Annotated in this window: 18 protein-coding genes and 1 tRNA gene; all 19 read left to right on the forward strand. The window is 42.2% G+C overall.

Features of this window, described 5'->3' with window-relative positions; genetic code table 11:
• Positions 1 to 50: 50 nt before the first annotated feature.
• The 19 genes from K339_RS0114045 to K339_RS33660 all read left to right on the forward strand — a co-directional run bounded on the left by K339_RS0114045 (position 51) and on the right by K339_RS33660 (position 18,633).
• A tRNA-Cys gene (locus K339_RS0114045) sits at positions 51 to 121 on the forward strand.
• A 266-nt stretch (positions 122 to 387) separates the two neighbouring features.
• Entirely contained in the window at positions 388 to 1,614 is a 1,227-nt protein-coding gene (locus tag K339_RS0114050; protein ID WP_028524164.1) for a c-type cytochrome, read from the forward strand.
• Positions 1,615 to 1,656: 42 nt separating this feature from the next.
• Positions 1,657 to 4,746, forward strand: a complete 3,090-nt coding sequence (locus K339_RS0114055; protein WP_028524165.1) for a TAT-variant-translocated molybdopterin oxidoreductase — start codon at positions 1,657 to 1,659, stop codon at positions 4,744 to 4,746.
• Positions 4,747 to 4,856: 110 nt separating this feature from the next.
• Positions 4,857 to 6,284 carry an NrfD/PsrC family molybdoenzyme membrane anchor subunit gene (nrfD, locus tag K339_RS0114060; RefSeq protein WP_028524166.1) on the forward strand — a complete coding sequence of 476 codons (1,428 nt, stop codon included), beginning with the start codon at positions 4,857 to 4,859 and terminating at the stop codon, positions 6,282 to 6,284.
• 50 nt (positions 6,285 to 6,334) lie between these two features.
• Positions 6,335 to 6,862 (forward strand): DUF3341 domain-containing protein, encoded by a 528-nt coding sequence (locus K339_RS0114065; protein ID WP_028524167.1) that lies wholly within the window; start codon positions 6,335 to 6,337, stop codon positions 6,860 to 6,862.
• Positions 6,863 to 6,877: 15 nt separating this feature from the next.
• A complete protein-coding gene (locus K339_RS0114070; RefSeq protein ID WP_084332209.1) occupies positions 6,878 to 7,468 on the forward strand; it encodes a c-type cytochrome in 591 nt (196 codons plus the stop codon).
• A 104-nt stretch (positions 7,469 to 7,572) separates the two neighbouring features.
• Positions 7,573 to 8,889 (forward strand): hypothetical protein, encoded by a 1,317-nt coding sequence (locus tag K339_RS0114075; protein WP_028524169.1) that lies wholly within the window; start codon positions 7,573 to 7,575, stop codon positions 8,887 to 8,889.
• Positions 8,890 to 8,955: 66 nt separating this feature from the next.
• A complete protein-coding gene (locus K339_RS0114080; protein ID WP_028524170.1) occupies positions 8,956 to 10,071 on the forward strand; it encodes a cytochrome c oxidase subunit II in 1,116 nt (371 codons plus the stop codon).
• A 31-nt stretch (positions 10,072 to 10,102) separates the two neighbouring features.
• The gene (locus K339_RS0114085; protein ID WP_028524171.1) at positions 10,103 to 11,980 is read left to right on the forward strand and encodes a cytochrome c oxidase subunit I; all 1,878 of its coding nucleotides are present in this window, start codon (positions 10,103 to 10,105) and stop codon (positions 11,978 to 11,980) included.
• Complete coding sequence (locus K339_RS0114090; protein WP_028524172.1) at positions 11,958 to 12,980, forward strand: COX15/CtaA family protein; 1,023 nt, start codon at positions 11,958 to 11,960, stop codon at positions 12,978 to 12,980. The genes K339_RS0114085 and K339_RS0114090 overlap by 23 nt, the downstream gene beginning before the upstream one ends.
• A 2-nt stretch (positions 12,981 to 12,982) precedes the next feature.
• On the forward strand, positions 12,983 to 13,858 hold the full coding sequence (cyoE, locus tag K339_RS0114095) for a heme o synthase (protein ID WP_028524173.1): 876 nt from the start codon (positions 12,983 to 12,985) through the stop codon (positions 13,856 to 13,858).
• A 42-nt stretch (positions 13,859 to 13,900) separates the two neighbouring features.
• A complete protein-coding gene (locus K339_RS0114100; protein ID WP_028524174.1) occupies positions 13,901 to 14,485 on the forward strand; it encodes a cytochrome c oxidase subunit 3 in 585 nt (194 codons plus the stop codon).
• Positions 14,486 to 14,527: 42 nt separating this feature from the next.
• Entirely contained in the window at positions 14,528 to 15,289 is a 762-nt protein-coding gene (locus K339_RS0114105) for a cytochrome c oxidase subunit 3 (RefSeq protein WP_028524175.1), read from the forward strand.
• A gap of 41 nt (positions 15,290 to 15,330) precedes the next feature.
• Positions 15,331 to 15,645: a cytochrome C oxidase subunit IV family protein gene (locus tag K339_RS0114110; RefSeq protein WP_028524176.1), complete on the forward strand. Its 315-nt coding sequence runs from the start codon at positions 15,331 to 15,333 to the stop codon at positions 15,643 to 15,645.
• Between the two features lie 4 nt (positions 15,646 to 15,649).
• Entirely contained in the window at positions 15,650 to 16,168 is a 519-nt protein-coding gene (locus K339_RS0114115; protein ID WP_028524177.1) for a hypothetical protein, read from the forward strand.
• 2 nt (positions 16,169 to 16,170) lie between these two features.
• A complete protein-coding gene (locus K339_RS0114120; RefSeq protein ID WP_028524178.1) occupies positions 16,171 to 16,713 on the forward strand; it encodes a DUF420 domain-containing protein in 543 nt (180 codons plus the stop codon).
• 21 nt (positions 16,714 to 16,734) lie between these two features.
• Positions 16,735 to 17,013: a CAMCR motif-containing small membrane protein gene (locus tag K339_RS0114125; protein WP_037300357.1), complete on the forward strand. Its 279-nt coding sequence runs from the start codon at positions 16,735 to 16,737 to the stop codon at positions 17,011 to 17,013.
• Positions 17,014 to 17,037: 24 nt separating this feature from the next.
• Positions 17,038 to 17,901, forward strand: a complete 864-nt coding sequence (gene prmC, locus K339_RS0114130; protein ID WP_028524180.1) for a peptide chain release factor N(5)-glutamine methyltransferase — start codon at positions 17,038 to 17,040, stop codon at positions 17,899 to 17,901.
• A 24-nt stretch (positions 17,902 to 17,925) separates the two neighbouring features.
• Positions 17,926 to 18,633 carry a hypothetical protein gene (locus K339_RS33660; RefSeq protein WP_051398005.1) on the forward strand — a complete coding sequence of 236 codons (708 nt, stop codon included), beginning with the start codon at positions 17,926 to 17,928 and terminating at the stop codon, positions 18,631 to 18,633.
• Positions 18,634 to 18,642: the final 9 nt, after the last annotated feature.

An 18,642-nucleotide genomic window follows, 5' to 3' on the forward strand; every position in this document is an offset into this window, starting at 1 on the left:
ACTTTTAAGCAAAGTTTAGTATTTGTCTAACACATTATCCAAGTGTTTTTGGTCCTGTGGCCGAGTGGCTAGGCAGAGCTCTGCAAAAGCTCGTACAGCGGTTCGAATCCGCTCGGGACCTCACTAAAATACATATTTCTAAAAAAAATACCATTCAGCTATGATAACCATTTCACAAGCTGAGTGGTATTTTTGTTTTTAATCCTACCTATTTTTCCTCAAATACAGAATAAAATTAGGTTTTAGGTGGGTTCTGCTCTTTAATTAGAAGAAGTCTAAATAATTAAATTATTGCAAATTAAGAATAGAAATACTTTGGCACGTACCTATTAGTGCATTACTTTTGTAGGGTCAAGAAGTATCATGTTTTTGTTAATTCATACACGAATGAAGAGTAGTTTATTTTTCAAAAAAATGCGCAACATCAGTCGGCTATTAGTAGTAGCAATGTTGACTACTGTTGGATTCAGTGCAGTAGCTCAAGATGGTGATGCAGCCAATGGCGAATCGCTATTTAATAACAACTGTAAAGCTTGTCACTCTCCCAAAGACGAGCAAGTAGTAGGCCCTGGCTTAAAAGGTATCCAACAACGCCGTGATTTAGCTTGGTTAGTAAAATGGGTAAAAAATCCCAATGGAGTCATTCAATCAGGCGATGAGTATGCTGTAGCTTTGTATAACAAATTTGGCAAAGCACAAATGACGGCCTTTCCAGCGTATGGCGAGACAGAAGTAAAGGACATTTTGGCCTACATCGAGAAAGCCAATACCGCAGTGGCGGCAGCCCCTGCAGCAGCGGGTGCAACTGCGGCAGCAGGTGGAGCAGCTGCTGAGTCTTCTGATTTGTTTACTTACATTCTTGTAGCGTTACTATTAGTAATGTTACTTGTACTCGGAGTATTGCTAGCTATCGTTTCGATCTTATCAAAAGCGGTAAGTGGAGAAGTAGGTGCTGGCGATGGCGGTTCTTTTGGCGACAAACTTCGTAACGGTTTGGTAGCGATGAGCAAAAACTCAGCTATCCGCAGTGCTACCGTATGGTTCTTTGTATTAATGGTAACGAAAGCTACCCTTGATGGTTTGTATGGCGTAGGTATCCAACAAGGATACGCTCCAAAGCAACCAATCGCTTTCTCGCACAAATTGCACGCAGGTCAGTATAAAATTGACTGTAACTACTGCCACACAGGCGTTAACCGTGGCAAGTCTGCGACAATTCCTTCGGCAAACATTTGCATGAACTGCCACGGAGTGATCAAAAAAGAATCTCCAGAAATTCAAAAAATTTACTCGGCTATCGAGGAAAACAAGCCAATCCAGTGGGTACGTGTTCACAACCTACCTGATTTGGCGTATTTTAACCACGCCCAACACGTAAACGTGGGTGGTCTTCAGTGTCAGCAGTGCCACGGTGAAATCCAAACAATGGAGGTTGTTCAACAACGTTCAACCTTGACAATGGGTTGGTGTATCGACTGTCACCGTAAGACAGACGTTAATACAAAAGAAAACGCCTATTATGACAAGCTAGTGCAGCTTCATGCTGAGAAAAGCGATAAGCCTTTGAAAGTGGCTGATATTGGCGGCTTGGAATGTTCAAAGTGTCACTACTAGAACTAGAAAATATAAGAATCCAGAATCTACATTCATAAATATATGGAAAACCAAACGAAGAGGTATTGGAAAGGACTAGAGGAGCTTCGGAATGATGAGACTTTTGTAAAAAACGCCCATAACGAATTTGGTAGCTTTGAACTTACCAATTCCAGTGAAAACAAGAGCATCGTCGATGGCATTGGTTCAGACCGTCGCGATTTCTTGAAAGTGCTGGGATTTGGCGTTGCTGCCGTGTCGTTGGCCGCGTGTGAAGCTCCCATAAGAAAAGCTGTTCCTTATCTCAACAAGCCAGTAGATACCTTCCCATCTATCGCAGATTGGTACGCATCGACGTACGCTGAGGGCGGAGATTATGCTAGTATTCTAGTAAAAACTCGCGAAGGACGTCCAGTCAAAATTGAAGGGAACAAACAATCGAGTGTAAGCAAAGGAGGGGTTAGTGCTCGCGCACATGCCTCTTTGTTGGCGTTATACGATATTGAAAAATTGAAAGGCCCCAAAAAAGGGGATGCTGATGCTGACTGGGATGTAATTGACAAAGAAATCTCAGCTCAATTGGCAAAAGGTGGACAGATTCGTATCGTTTCTTCTACCATTTTAAGCCCTTCAACAAAAGCTGTTATTGGCGACTTTACAGCAAAATATCCTACAACAAAACACATTTCTTACGATGTAAATTCAGCATCTGGCTTAATCAAAGCTAATGCGGATTCTTTTGGCAAAGCAGTATTGCCATCGTATGATTTTAGCAAAGCAAAAGTAATTGTAGGTTTAAGTTGCGACTTTTTAGGTACTTGGGTTGCCCCAGATGCGTTCTCAACCCAATATGCCAGAGGCCGTAAAATAAGCAGCGTAAAAGGCGGAAATAAATCAATGTCACGTCACTTCCAGTTTGAGACAACATTGTCACTTACGGGTTCAAACGCTGACTATCGCACAACCATCAAACCTTCACAAGAGGGTCTTGTAGCGTTGGCGTTATATAATAAGATTACTGGCAACGGAAGCGCTTCTTTAGGTGCTGAGGTTGACAAAATGCTTGATAAAGCAGCCAAAGAATTAAAAGCTGCGCAAGGGGCTTCGTTGGTCGTATCTGGCTCAAACGATGCGAGTGTTCAAGTTGTAGTAAATGCCATTAACCAAACACTTGGTTCGTATGGCGCTACGATTGATTTGGGCACACCAGCGTACTTCCGTCAGGGAGATGACGCTGCCATGAACACTTTGATTGATGAAGTAAAAGGTGGTTCGGTAAGCGCCGTTATTTTCTACGGTTGTAACCCTGTCTATGATCACCCACGTGGTGCTGAATTGAAAGAAGGACTTTCTAAAGTAGCACTTTCGGTTTCATTTGCTGATCGTGCCGATGAAACATCTTCACTTTGTAAATACATCGCACCTGCTCCTCATTATTTAGAGAGCTGGGGTGATGCCCAACCAGTTGCTGGATTCTACAGCTTGCAACAACCTGCTATTTCACTGATTTACAAAACGCGCCAAGCACAATCAAGCTTATTGAAATGGGCTGGTTTGAATGCTGACTTTTACGCTTATTTGCGTAACTACTGGAAAGCTAATGTAATTGGTGGGGCAGATTTTGAAAATGCCTGGACAAAAGCATTGCACGATGGTATTTATGAAAAAGGAGCCGTAGCAGCTAGTGGTGCTGGAACAGTGGCAGGTGTAGAAGCCGCAGTCGCTGCAATCAACAGCGCATACAAAGCAAATGCTTCTGGCCTTGAAGTGGTTCTTTATGAAAAGGTAGGAATGGGAATCGGGGCATTGGCCAACAACCCTTGGTTGCAAGAGTTCCCAGATCCAATCACAAAAGCTTGCTGGGATAACTACGCATGTGTTTCTCAAAAAACAGCAAAAGAACTAGGAATAGCGCAAGACGACGTTGTTAAGGTAGAAGTAAAAGGTAAATCTGTTGAATTACCAGTCGTAATCCAGCCAGGCCAAGCCAACGGAACCGTCGCTATTGCGATTGGATACGGTCGCGAGAAAGCTGGAAAAGCAGGTAATGGGGTAGGGGTAAATGTATATCCTCTGGCTCAATTGAAAGGTGGAGCTGTTAGCTTCAGTGCAGGTGAAGGTACCCTCACTAAAACTGGAGATACGCACAAAGTTGCGCAAACACAGACTCACGACACCGTAATGGCGCGTAAGTCGGTGCTACAAGAAGCTCGTCTTGCTGAGTATCAAAAAGATAGCAAAGCTGGTCGTTACTTCCCGCACGTCGTTACTTCAGAAGGTGTGAAAGCCCCAGGAGAAATTTCATTGTGGAATGGTTATGAAAAACCAAACCATTCTTGGGGATTAGCGATTGACCTTAACTCATGTACAGGTTGTGGCGCGTGTGTAATTAGCTGCCAAGCAGAAAATAACGTTTCGGTAGTTGGCCGCCAAGAGGTAATCAACCGCCGCGAAATGCACTGGATTCGTATTGACCGCTATTACAGCAGTGATGCACCAGTGGATGATTTGAGTGGTTTGGAAGTTGCCTCTGAAAACCCAGAAGTAACATTCCAGCCGTTGATGTGTCAGCACTGTGGAAACGCTCCTTGTGAGACGGTTTGTCCAGTATTGGCCACAACCCACAGCACAGAAGGTTTAAACCAAATGGCTTATAACCGTTGTGTAGGTACACGTTATTGTGCAAACAACTGCCCATACAAAGTACGTCGCTTCAACTGGTTTAAGTACTTCGACAACGATAAATTCGATTATCACTTCAATAACGACCTTGGTAAAATGGTCATCAACCCAGACGTAACTGTACGTTCGCGCGGGGTTATTGAAAAATGCTCGATGTGTGTGCAACGTATCCAAGAAGGTAAGTTGAACGCGAAGAAAGAGCGTCGTCGTCCAATTGACGGAGAAATCGAAGTAGCATGTTCGCAATCATGCCCAACAGAAGCAATCGTGTTTGGTGATATGAATGATCCAAGCAGCCGTATCTCTAAGTTGTTGGCAGAAGAGAAAGAAGGACGTGCATTCCAAATGTTGGATGAAATCAACGTCAAGCCGCAGATTACTTACTTGACTAAGATTCGTAACAAAGATGTTGACGCTTCTAAAGCTGCGGCTCACGCGGAGCACCAACACGCTGAACACGGAGGTCACTAATAAATCAAAGCCACTGCTTTTCGGAGCAGTGGCTCTCGATAAAATAGTCGAGCTATTTTGTCAAAATACATAGAGAAAAATCAATAAAATAACTATTAACTCTTAAAAATATGCACGTTACTTCACCCGTAAGAACCCCTCTTGTAACAGGTGGCAAGACGTACGCTGACGTAACAGAGGATATCTGCAAGCAGGTGGAAGGTAAACCAACCAAAGAGTGGAAAATAGCATTTGCCATTTCTGTTGTGGTTTTACTGTATGGTACTTGCTGTCTCTTCTGGACTTGGTGGGAAGGTTTGGGCGTTTGGGGCCTTAATAAAACTGTAGGTTGGGCATGGGACATTACCAACTTCGTATGGTGGGTAGGTATCGGTCACGCTGGTACACTTATCTCCGCAATCTTGTTGTTGTTCCGTCAAAAATGGAGAACTTCTATTAACCGTGCTGCTGAAGCGATGACGATTTTCGCCGTTATTTGTGCGGCTTCGTTTATCTTGATGCACATGGGCCGTCCGTGGATGGCGCACTGGGCTTTGCCTTTGCCAAACACATTCGGATCATTGTGGGTTAACTTCAACTCACCATTGGTTTGGGACGTATTCGCGATTTCAACGTATTTTTCAGTATCTTGTTTATTCTGGTATGTAGGTCTTGTGCCTGATTTGGCTACTATCCGTGACCGCGCTCAAAATAAAGTATCGAAGTATATCTACGGTACTTTGGCAATGGGCTGGAACGGTTCAGCAAAAACGTGGGCACGTTACGAGTACATCAGCTTAATTTTGGCTGGTTTGTCAACACCACTCGTACTTTCAGTACACACGATTGTATCCATGGACTTTGCAACCTCGGTTATTCCAGGTTGGCACACTACCATTTTCCCTCCTTACTTCGTAGCAGGTGCGATTTTCTCTGGTTTTGCCATGGTACAAAACTTGATGCTTATCGCCCGTGTCGTATATAAGTTGGAAGATTATATCACATTTGAGCACATCGAAATGATGAACAAAATCATCACTTTGACGGGATCGATTGTGGGGGTAGCGTATTTGACTGAGTTCTTTATCGCTTGGTATTCAGGCGTTGAGTACGAAAGCTACGCATTTATCAACCGCGCTACGGGGCCATACTGGTGGGCATATTGGGCGATGATGACGTGTAACGTAATCTCTCCACAGCTCTTCTGGTCACGTTCACTTCGTCGTAGTGTTAAATGGACGTTCTTCATTTCGGTAATTGTAAACATCGGTATGTGGTTTGAGCGTTTCGTAATTATTGTGACGTCACTTCACCGCGACTATATTCCGTCGAGCTGGGCAATGTTTTCACCAACAATGTTTGACATCGGTGATTATATCTTCTCATTCGGTTTGTTTGGCACTCTTTTCTTATTGTTCTCTAAGTATTTGCCAGTAATTAACATGGCAGAGGTGAAGGGTGTATTGCGGACAACTTCTGAGCAATTGCCCAAAAAAATCGCAGGCGTTTCTAAAGCAGACAGATTAGCTTCTCCTGCCTACAAAAAAGATGCAGAATAAGAAAGTAAGGGAAGTTAAAATTGAGTTTTCAAAAAATAATTGAGACAACAATGACGGACGCAAATAAGAAGTTTTTGGTAGGTGTTTATGACGATGATGACGTAGCACTCGCCGCAGTAAATAAAATTAAAAGCGCTGGGGTGAAAATCTACGAAGTGTATTCACCTTTTGCTATTCACGGAATGGACATAGCAATTGGCCACCCACGGACTCGTATCGGTATTGCGGCATTTTGCTTTGGTTTGACAGGGTTTTTGTGCGCAATTACGTTGACTACTTGGACAATGGGAATCGATTGGCCGATGGTTATTGGTGGGAAAGACCCTCTTTCTTATCCCAACTATATTCCAATTATGTTTGAGCTTACGGTACTTTTTACGGCTTTTGGGATGACAATTACCTTTTTCCTATCAAATGGATTAGGGCCAACCGTTGAGCCACTTTTGTTTGACCCACGTTGTACTGACAATAAATTTGTGATGGCGATTGACCTAAGCAAAAACAAAATGTCAGAAGCTGAAATTGCTAGTTTGGTAAAAGCTTCAGGAGCAGAAGAGGTGAGTGTTAAACAGGTTTAATGTTTTTAAATGAAGATGAAAAAAATTAATACATTAATTGCTGGTACGTTTGCTGTCGTCGCTGCTTTGAGTTCATGCCAACGTGGTCACGATGATGCAGGTTTAGAATATGCTCCTAACATGTACAACTCGGTTGGTTATGAGCCATATACCCAAATTGAGAAAAACCCCATCAATGCTGATGGAAAAAACATGCGTGAGCCTGTGGCAGGAACGGTATCTCGCCGTAACTACAAAACTCAATTTGACAGCTCAAGCGTGGACTTGATGATTTACCACATTGGTAAAGATGAACTCGCTACTGCGGAAGCCGTTTTGAAAAATCCCGTTCCAAATACTGCCAAGACACTTGCAGAAGGAAAAGCACTTTATGGAAGATACTGCCAACACTGCCACGGTGAAACAGGTGCAGGAGATGGCCCAGTAGCTGATATGTACAAAGGGGTGCCTAACTACAAAGCGGATGCTTACCTCAATATGAATGACGGACATATTTTCCACGTAATTACGCACGGAAAAGGTCGCATGTGGGCACATGGTTCACAAGTGACTCCCGAAGAGCGTTGGAAAATTGCTCACTATATTCATAAATTACAGAAAGGCTAGTACTAAGTTACTGTAATAAACCGAAGCGGCAAACCGCTAATTACGAACAAGTTAGCGGTTCGCCGCTGCGATAACCAACAACAACTTAAAGATAAAGATTTATAATGGGCGCACATCATCACGAAGTTGTTTCTGTCGAAGAACAATTTGAATTTACCGCCGAATCAAAACGCAATTTGCTCATTGGGATGGGTATTGGCGCTGCGCTGGTATTGATCGGAGCATATATGTTATCTCAAGGTGGTGGACATGGGCACGAAGCTCATGGGGCTGCGGGTCATGCTGCTGAACATGCACACGACCATGCCGAACACGCTTACCACTGGACACAACGTATTATTTCTAACCTTTGGGTAAATAGTGTCTATTTTGCTGGTATTTCGGTCGTAGGCTTATTCTTCCTAGCTTATAATAACCTTGCTCAGGCGGGTTGGTCGGCAGTATTTAGAAGAATCCCAGAGGCAATGCCTGCATTTTTGCCAGTACCAGCCATTATTATTTTGGTGCTTGCGGTAGGCTTTGGAGATAAATTATTCCACTGGATGCACGAAGGTATTATGGACCCAAGCAGTCCGCATTATGATGCCATCATCGCAGGTAAAAAAGGATTTTTGAACAAACCATTCTATTTCATCCGTCTCGTATTGTATTTCGGTTTGTGGTATGGTTTGTGGAAAGTATTGAGAAATTTATCGCTTCAAGAAGACGAAATTGGTGGAACTGAGAATTATGAGAAAGCCATCAAATTCGGAACGGCGTTCTTGCTAGTTTTTGGCGTAACTTCATCTACTTCTGCTTGGGATTTTGTGATGGCAATTGACACTCACTGGTTCTCAACCATGTTTGGATGGTACACACTCGCTAGTTGGCACGTAGCAGGTTTGGCAACAATGACGCTTACAATTGTTATGTTGAAAGAACGTGGCTATTTGAAAGCAGTAAACGAAAGCCACCTTCACGATTTAGGTAAATTCTGTTTTGCCTTCTCAATTTTCTGGACGTACGTTTGGTTTTCGCAGTTTTTGCTTATCTACTATGCTAACCTTCCAGAAGAAGCTATCTACTACCGTGAGCGTTTTAGTGGCTATGGTGGTATTTATAAAGCACCATTTTTCATCAACCTTTTCTTAAACTTTGTTACCCCCTTCCTAGTTTTAATGACAAGGGATTCGAAGCGTACGCCATTGATTTTGAAAATCGCTTGTTGGTCAATCCTTGTAGGTCACTACTTCGATTTTTATACTAACATTATGCCAGGTACGGTAGGTGAACATGCTGGTTTTGGGCCTGTTGAGTTTGGCTTTATTTTATTGTTTGCTTGTGCGTTTATTTGGTCAGTTTCAACTCAGTTGACGAAAGGCAATCTAATCCCTCGCAACCATCCAATGTTAGAGGAGTCTCTTCACCATGATGTTGCGTAATTTGTAGAAATTGATTTTGTCATCACTAGCAAAATCTCTAAATCAATATAAAACGACATAATAACAATGATTTATTTAGTTGGATTACTACTGGTTGTGCTGCTTGGTATTGCAATCGCCGTAGCAGCAAAATTGCAAAAGGTAATGGGTAGTACTCAATCAGAAAGTGAAGCCCCTGTGCCAAATAACAAAGCGAACGGTGCGCTTTGGCTTGTTTTCTTGGTGGGAGGGTCAGTCGCAATGGTGTGGTCTTATCTCGCCTCGCAGGACGCTTTCTTACCTGAAGCTTCTTCCCCACACGGTCGGGAAACGGATAGCCAATTTTGGCTTGATATGGGCTTATTGACGATTGCCTTCTTTATCGTAAATTTCTTGCTTTTCTTCTTCTCTTGGAAATATCAGTACAAAAAAGGCTATAAAGCTACTTTTTATCCTGAAAACCACAAGTTGGAGTTGATTTGGACTGCGATTCCTGCTGTGATCATGGCATCATTGGTGTTTTTAGGATTCCGTTCATGGACTAAAATCATGTCTGATGCACCAGCTGATTCTCAGGTGGTTGAAATTATGGGAAAACAGTTTGGTTGGATTGTTCGTTATGGAGGTGTTCAAGACAATAAGCTTGGAGGCTATAACTATAAGTTAATAGATGACAATAATAACAATCCAAGCGGGATAGATTATTCTGATGAAGCATCTTTTGATGATTTTATCAATGTAAGTGAAATGCACGTTGAAGTAGGTAAGCCCGTTTCATTGAAAATCCGTGCTCGTGACGTTTTGCACAGTGTGTATATTCCTCACATGCGTGTTAAAATGGACGCAGTTCCTGGCATGCCAACGAAATTTTGGTTTATTCCAGACAAATCAACTGAGCAAATGCGTGCAGAAACAGGGAATCCTAATTTTGATTACGAAATTGCCTGTACTGAAGTATGTGGACGAGGTCACTTTGCAATGCGCTTGCGCCTGATTGTAGAAGATAAAGCTTCTGTTGATGCTTGGAAACAACAACAAAAGCCAGTACTCTCTACAATTTTAGAAGCTGATCCAAAATTCATTACTAAAATCCCAGAGAAATTGCGTGCAAAGGCAATGAATTATGCTCCTTACGTAGAAGAAGCTGATAGTACCACTGCTTCTACAGGTTCAGCTGCGGCTGCAAGTGCATCGATGCGTTAATAGAAATTATAACTTTAAAATCTAAATAAAAATGTCAGTAGTAGAGGCTAACTTGGGACATGATGTCCACTCTCACGATGAACATGAGCACCACGAGTTAAACTTCTGGCGCCAATATATCTTCTCTGAAGATCACAAAGTGATAGCCAAACAGTACATGATAACTGGTATTTTTTGGGCTATCATTGGAGCTGCGATGTCGGTTATTTTCCGTCTGCAACTAGGGTTTCCTGGCGCAGATTTGAGCTGGCTAAAGCCATTTCTAGGTGATTGGATTACTGAAACAGGTGCATTAGACCCTAACTTTTACCTTGCTCTTGTCACCATGCACGGTACCATCATGGTATTCTTTGTATTGACGGCAGGTTTGAGTGGAACTTTCAGTAACTTCTTGATTCCATTGCAAGTTGGAGCTCGTGATATGGCATCAGGGTTCTTGAACATGCTTTCGTTTTGGTTGTTCTTTGTTTCAGGTTTATTGATGTTTATCTCTATCTTCCTTGAAACAGGGCCAGCAGCAGGTGGTTGGGTGATTTACCCGCCATTAAGTGCATTACCACAAGCTCACATGGGTTCTGAGATGGGGATGACACTTTGGTTGTCAAGTATGGCAATTTTTATCATGTCTTCGTTGTTGGGAAGTTTGAACTACGTTACAACCGTAATCAACCTTCGTACACGTGGTATGACTTTCACGCGTCTTCCATTGACAATTTGGGCGTTTTTAATCACGGCTGTATTGGGAATTATTTCTTTCCCTGTATTGCTTTCAGCAGCCTTATTGTTGATTTTTGACCGTCACTTCGGAACAAGTTTCTACTTGTCAGAAATCTATATCAACGGTGAAGCTTTGCCAAACGTTGGTGGTAGCCCAATCTTGTTCCAACACTTGTTCTGGTTCTTAGGACACCCAGAAGTATATATCGTATTGTTGCCAGCCCTTGGTATTACGTCAGAAGTAATTGCAACCAATGCCCGTAAGCCAATCTTTGGTTACCGTGCGATGATTGCCTCTATCATGGCAATTGCATTCCTTGCCTTTATCGTATGGGCGCACCACATGTTCGTAACGGGTATGAACCCATTCTTGGGTTCAATCTTTATGTTCTTGACGCTGATTATTGCGGTACCTTCGGCGGTAAAAGCTTTTAACTACATCACAACTTTGTGGCGTGGAAACATCGTCTTTACGCCAGGTATGTTGTTCTCAATCGGTCTGGTATCGTTGTTCGTATCAGGTGGTTTGACGGGTATCATTCTTGGAAACTCGGCACTTGATATTCAATTGCACGATACGTATTTTGTAGTAGCTCACTTCCACATTGTAATGGGTGCTGCTTCTGCTTTTGGTTTCTTCGCGGGTATTTACCACTGGTATCCAAAAATGTTTGGCCGTATGCTTAACAGCACACTTGGTCAAATTCACTTCTGGCTTACTTTTGCTGGGGTATATTTGGTGTTTATGCCAATGCACTACATCGGTATTGCAGGTTTCCCACGTCGTTATTACCAATTCACTAGCTTTGATTTTGGTAAGTCATTCACTGATTTGAACATGTTTGTTTCGATAGCTGCCATCTTTACTTTCTTTGCTCAGTTTATATTCCTTTGGAATTTCTTCTACAGCATGTTTAAAGGTAAAGTAGCACCTCAAAACCCGTGGAATTCAAACACATTGGAGTGGACAACACCAGTAAACGTAGGTCACGGAAACTGGGTAGGAGAAATTCCTGCCGTATATCGTTGGCCATACGATTATAGCAAGCCAGGATCTGACGTTGATTTTATTCCTCAAAATATTCCTCACTCTCAAACGCTCGAATCTAACTTCCCGCATGAGAATGAGTATATAGCGCAGGAAAAAGAAATTGAGGCTCAAAATTATAATGACCAGTTTGCGTCACACTAATTCTGATACAAATAATCGCTTATTTCAGAAGCTAGCACTTCTAACAGTAGTTGTCGTTTATGTTTTGATAGTAATCGGCGGGATTGTTAGAAGTACTGGCTCTGGGATGGGTTGCCCCGATTGGCCAAAATGTTTTGGCTCTTGGGTTCCTCCAACGGAAGTTTCTGAACTACCTGCTAATTACCAAGAAATTTTTGGTGCCAAATTAAAAGGAGAGGTAGAATTTAATGTATTTAAGACGTGGACAGAATACCTTAATCGGCTTTTTGGGGTATTTACTGGGTTCTTAATTTTTGCTACTCTTCTCGCTTCTATTCCTTTTCTTAAACGCGACCGACCTATTTTTTACATGAGCTTACTGGCATTTTTGCTAGTAGGGTTTCAAGGTTGGTTGGGAGCCAAAGTCGTTTCATCGGAGCTTGCGCCCGTTATGGTCACTTTGCACATGTTGCTGGCTATAGTCATCGTATTTGTACTGATTTATACCATGGCAAGGTCGTATGTCGGGGATGTTCAACTCGCTGAAATCAAAAAGAAAACGTTCATAAATAAGTGGCTTATTTGGACGTTGATTCTATCACTTGTACAGGTCTTACTAGGAACACAAGTAAGGGAAGTGATGGATGTGGCGATAAAAGAACTTGGAGAAGCGGGCAGAAATCAGTGGATAGAGCATTTGGGCGTGAAATTTTATATTCACCGTTCTTACTCAATTTTGCTTTTTGGGTTGCACATAGGCTTACTTTACTGGTTACGAAAAGCGACCTCTCAAAGCGGTATCATTTATAAGTTGACGTTGGCGTTGTTGGTGATGGTCATCATTGAAATAGCCACTGGGATTATCATGGCGTATTGGTCAGTTCCAGCATTTGCGCAACCTCTTCACTTGACACTCGCTACGATTGCACTGGGATTACAATTTGTGCTTTTGTTACTGATTAATGCCGAATTAGTCTTCAACAAAAGACAATTATTCACTACTGAAAATATTAACGCCTAACAATGACATTGGCAATCAATTTATTTTTTGAAAAAGTACGTAGCTACTTGGAGTTGATGAAACTTCGCTTGGCGTGGTTAGTGACTTTTTCGGGGGCGTTTGGATATAGCCTAGCGGTCGAAAAAGTGAACTGGCCTAGCCTATTACTTTTTATTTTGGCGGCTTTTTCAATCACTGGTGCGGCAAATATCATCAACCAAATCATTGAGAAAGATTTGGATAAATTGATGAAAAGAACCCAAAATCGACCACTTCCTAGTGGCCGTGTTTCGGTGAATGAAGCTACTGTGTTTGCCTTAGTCTTATTCGCTTTTTCGACGTTCATATTTTTGATGGAATTCAATGTAAGAGCGTGTGCTTTGGCCATCCTTTCCACGATTTTATACGGGTTTGTTTACACACCTCTCAAACGCGTGGGGACGATAGCGGTTTTTGTAGGAGCCATTCCTGGGGCATTTCCGCCAATGATTGGCTGGGTGGCTGCCACAAATCAGTTTGGACTAGAACCAGGCATTTTGTTCGCGATTCAATTTTTCTGGCAATTCCCACACTTCTGGGCTATTGCTTGGGTGTTGGATGAAGATTACAAAAAAGCAGGCTTTAATCTTTTACCTTCAAAAGGAGGAAAAGACCTAAATACGGCGATTCAAATGATGATTTATACCTTATTTCTCTTGCCAGTAGGGTGGTTGCCTTACGAACTTGGAATGACAGGAATTAACTCAGCGCTGGTCGCTATGCTGTTTGGAGTGTTGTTTTTGGCACAAACGTTTCATTTGATGCGGAAGTGCTCAGACAAAACAGCCCTACAGCTTATGTTTGGCTCATTTGCGTATTTGCCGATTGTACAAATCGCTTATTTGCTGGATAAGGCTTAGTTGTTGAAAACTAAGTGATGACTTAAAACAATTTTTAAAACTATGGCAAAGGTTGAAAAACTAAAGATAGAGGAAGCGCCAGAAACCTTGTCGATGGATCCCAAGAAGTTTATCTTGTGGGGTTTTATCGTAACAATTATCATGCTTTTTGCCTCGCAGACAAGTGCCTATTTGGTGCGTAGGGCAGAAGGAAACTGGGTTGAATTTGAGGTTCCTCAAATTTTTTGGTATAGTTCTGTTGTCTTGATTATTAGCAGTATTGCCATGCACTGGGCATATTTAGCTGCAAAAAAAGACAATTTCAATACGCTCAAAATCGCAATTTCTATTACTTTTGTGCTTGGACTGGCGTTTTTGTGGATGCAAGTAGAAGGATGGAAAGACCTAGTGGCCCAAAACATTTATTTCGTTGGTAACCCCTCTGGTTCGTTCTTTTATGTTTTTACGCTTCTTCACGGTGTTCACTTGGTAACAGGTCTGATTGTGTTGTGTGTTACTTTTATCTCAGCAATGCGCCTAAAAGTTCACGCAAAAAACTTGAGAAGAATTGAGATTTGTACCACATATTGGCATTTTCTTGACATTCTTTGGCTTTATTTGTTTGCATTTCTTTTGTATTTCCGTTGATTAAACATTTTACTTAAAACCTGAATTTTTAATAGAATAACGATGGCTGCTACTGCACAACCGAATGTGAAAAATGTATGGCTAGGTGGAGTTGAGCCCATGAAGGCTAGCTACGGGAAGTTGATGATGTGGTTCTTTTTAGTATCAGATACATTTACTTTCTCGGCCTTGTTGGTTTCTTATGGCTTAGTTCGCTTCAGTTATCCTGCTTACGCGGGTAAGGTCGCTGATTTTGTATCATCACCTGCTTATTGGCCAATTCCTGAAAAGGTATTTGATGCCCTGCCATTTATGCACGGCCTTCATGCCCCACTCGTTTTTGTAGGGATTATGACCTTCATTTTGATTCTTAGCTCGGTGACAATGGTACTTGCAGTAGAAGCAGGTCACCGCATGGATCGCGCTGCGGTTGAAAAATACATGTTGTGGACAATCCTCGGTGGCGCTACTTTCTTGGGTTGCCAAGCATGGGAGTGGACGCACTTTATCCACGGTACAGACAATGGAACTGTGATCAAAGAATTGGTAGATGGCTCATGGGTTTCTAAAACCATTTTTGGGGCTAACCTGACTGAAAACCAATACGGTCCTCCAGCGTTTGCTGATTTGTTTTTCTTCATTACAGGATTCCACGGTACACACGTATTCTCAGGAGTAGTGCTTAATTACTTGATTTTCTACAGAACATCAACTGGTTTTTATGATCGCCGTGGTTCTTATGAAATGGTAGAAAAAGTAGGTCTTTACTGGCACTTTGTTGACTTGGTGTGGGTATTCGTATTTACATTCTTTTACTTGGTATAATTTACTACCTAATCTCTAATCTCCTTTAATTAAGAAAAAATATGGCACACGTTCACGAACACGACGAAAACGCTGGCGCAGAACAACGCAAAGCAATTTGGCGTACATTTTGGATTTTACTTATCCTTACGGCTTTAGAGTTCTTGATTGCATTCACATTGACTGCAGGTACGCTTAAAACAGCTATCTTCGTTGGAATGACGATCGTAAAGGCTTTCTATATCGTAGGTGAATTTATGCACCTTAAACACGAAGTAAAGTCGTTGATTTGGGCAACTTTGCTTCCTTGTATTTTCGTCGTTTGGTTGCTAATAGCATTAATGACTGAAGGCGGTTCTATTTTTGACTTGAGATAGTTCTATGCAAAAGTATATAAAAGCCGGAATGCTAACCTTGGTGTTGGCATTACCGGCTTTCATTGTTTTATTCTTACATAGCTTTGGTGAAAATCACTTTGAGCTACCCTATTTTGTCCCCGCAGTTGATGCCGCTGGAAAGCCAATTTTAAACGGAAAGGATACCGTTTTTTATCAGGTTCCATCAGCCGTTCAGGGGACGATTAAAGTTGCTGGATTCTTCAATCCAGACAGTGATGCAGTGGTAAGACAGCATTTTGATAGGGCAAAAAAACTGTTTGAAAAAGAAGCAAGCTTTAGTGTGGAGAAAGGAGCTCCCGAACTACTGATAGATACGTACAAGCTTGGCAATTTGAAAAATGGTAAATCAAAACAAACCATTCCCTACAACGAACAGTTGGTGTTAGTGGATAAACAAGGCTATATTCGAGGTTTTTACAATGGTAAAGACGAAAAGGATGTAGAACGTTTGGTGACCGAAATAAGCGTACTGTTAGATATCTATCAAAAAAAGGAAAAATAAGTATGTCAACAATTACTGTTCCGCAAAATAAAAAATTCAATCAGTGGATCAACATAATCGCCGTTGCGATTCCCGTTGTGGTCGCTATTTTGTTGAATCCAAGTATTCCCAAAGTGAACTTGGGTGAGTGGACAAAAACACTACCGCACGTCAATGGTGTCATTAATTCTCTGACAAGCGTGTCGCTGCTCGCTGGTTTTTATTTCATCAAGCGTAAAAATATCGCTGCTCATCGGGTTATGATGACCATTTCCTTTTGTTTAGGGGCGCTTTTCTTGGTGAGCTACGTCTTGTATCATTTATCGAACGAATCTGCCGTCTTCGGAGGCGAAGGAATCATTCGTCCAATTTATTATTTCTTGCTTATTACGCACATTACGCTTTCGATTGGGGTTGTGTGGTTTGTGCTACGCGCGGTATATTATGCGTTTAGCAATCAGATAGACCTGCACAAGAAAGCCGTTAAATGGGCGTTTCCTATTTGGCTCTATGTCAGCATAACGGGCGTAATCGTTTACTTGATGATTTCACCTTACTATCACTAACCGATTTTAATCAACAACACTATGAAAAAGTATGGTATTCTTTTATTGGTGATGCTCCTATTTGTGGTAAGCACTAACGGGGCGTTTGCCCAATGCGCCATGTGTAAAGGGGCGGTTGAAACCAATATGAGCACTGGAAAAAACGTGATTGGGAACGGTATCAATGTAGGTATCGCTTATCTATTTGTTTTTCCCTATCTAACGGTGGCTGTGATAGCTTATTTGTGGTACAGAAATAGTCGTAAAGCCTTAGAACAAAAAATGGCGCTACAGGCACGTATGCGCGAAGTGCTTAAATAAAACCAACACGTGTCGAAGAGCTCTATGTATTCCTCAGCCAAACCTCTTTTTGATTATATCGTTCAAAACATCACTGCCTATCCTCACAAGGAAGCGAGGGCCATGGCATTTATGCTGATGGAACATTTCTTACGGCTTCGCAACGTGGATGTGCTCGTAGATAAGCCTATCCCCGCCAATGCCTCGCAGCCTGACTGGGATACCATCGTCAAACGCTTAAACCAAAGTGAGCCAGTACAACACATCATTGGTTCGACGTATTTCTGCAATTTGGAGTTTAAAGTATCGCCGTCGGTACTTATTCCTCGTCCAGAAACGGAAGAATTGGTGCGGTTGATTGTGAAGGATTGTTATTGGGAGGAAAACCCTGTCAAAATTGTTGATATTGGCACAGGAAGCGGCTGTATTGCGATTGCCCTCGACCGATTTATGTCGTTTGCCAAAGTGTGGGGTTGGGATGTGTCGGAAGACGCCTTAGCGATTGCGCAAGAAAATGCCCACCGTTTGTTGTCAGAGGCCACGTTTGAAAAATACGATATTTTAAAAGAAGACACTTTTGCGGGTGAGTTTGATTGTGTGGTGAGTAATCCGCCCTACGTGACTTATTCCGAACAGTCGAGCATGGAGCCCAATGTATTGCGTTTTGAGCCGCATTTGGCGTTGTTTGTGGAAGATACCGATCCGTTACTTTTTTATCGTGCCATCGCCGATTTTTGCCTTAAACACTTGAAAAAAACGGGCGCTTGCTACGTCGAAATCAACGAACATTTTGGACAAGCCACCAAGCAGCTTTTTATAGAAAAAGGCTTTGTTAAGGTTGATGTCATCCAGGATATGTACGGAAAAGACCGCATCGTGAAAGCAAAGCTGTCGATAGAGGGTCTGTAATACTACATCGGTTTTTGTTTAAAAATGAGTATCCCTGTGAGTTATTGGAAATTATTTGTAGCGTTTTTCGTTGTAAATCAGCTTATTGCCCAAAGCGTACGTAAAGTTAGTGCAACCATGACAATGCGCACGGCCCACAAAGGAAAAACCATCAATACCCGTGCTGAATTGTGTTACGCAACTTCTGGACGGATGGTGACGCTTTTTCCTAAACCCGCTGAATTGTACGTCTTTAACAATTCCAACGGCGAAATTAAGGTTTTTGACCCCACTAAAAATACGGTATTGCAGCAGCAAAACGCGACCTACAGTACCGAAACAACCCAGTTTTTTTATTTTCTACACAACAGGAAAGCCGACTTGGGGTTGTCGAGCATGGGGTTTTCGTTGAGCCAAACAAAGTTTGAAGATGGCCTAATGATTTCGACTTGGAAATCGCCTACGCCGATGGCAAAGAGTATCAAACGCGTAGAATTGGTACACAAAGGCCAGAACCCTATTTTTATGAAATACATAGACCCCTCCGAACGGACGATAAAAAAGGTCTATTACTACGAATATACAAAACTAGGGAGCGTTGATTTTCCGCAGACAATCACCCAGATTGACTACGTGACAGCCAGGGATTCGATCATTACCAAAACGGCCTATGGCGCATTAAAAATCAATGAGCAAGTAACCTCTACTTTGCTTGATTTTGTGATCCCTGCTAACGCTAAGATTATCAAATAACGTTGTTGG

This window comes from Runella limosa DSM 17973 (assembly GCF_000482465.1).
Taxonomy (GTDB): domain Bacteria; phylum Bacteroidota; class Bacteroidia; order Cytophagales; family Spirosomataceae; genus Runella; species Runella limosa.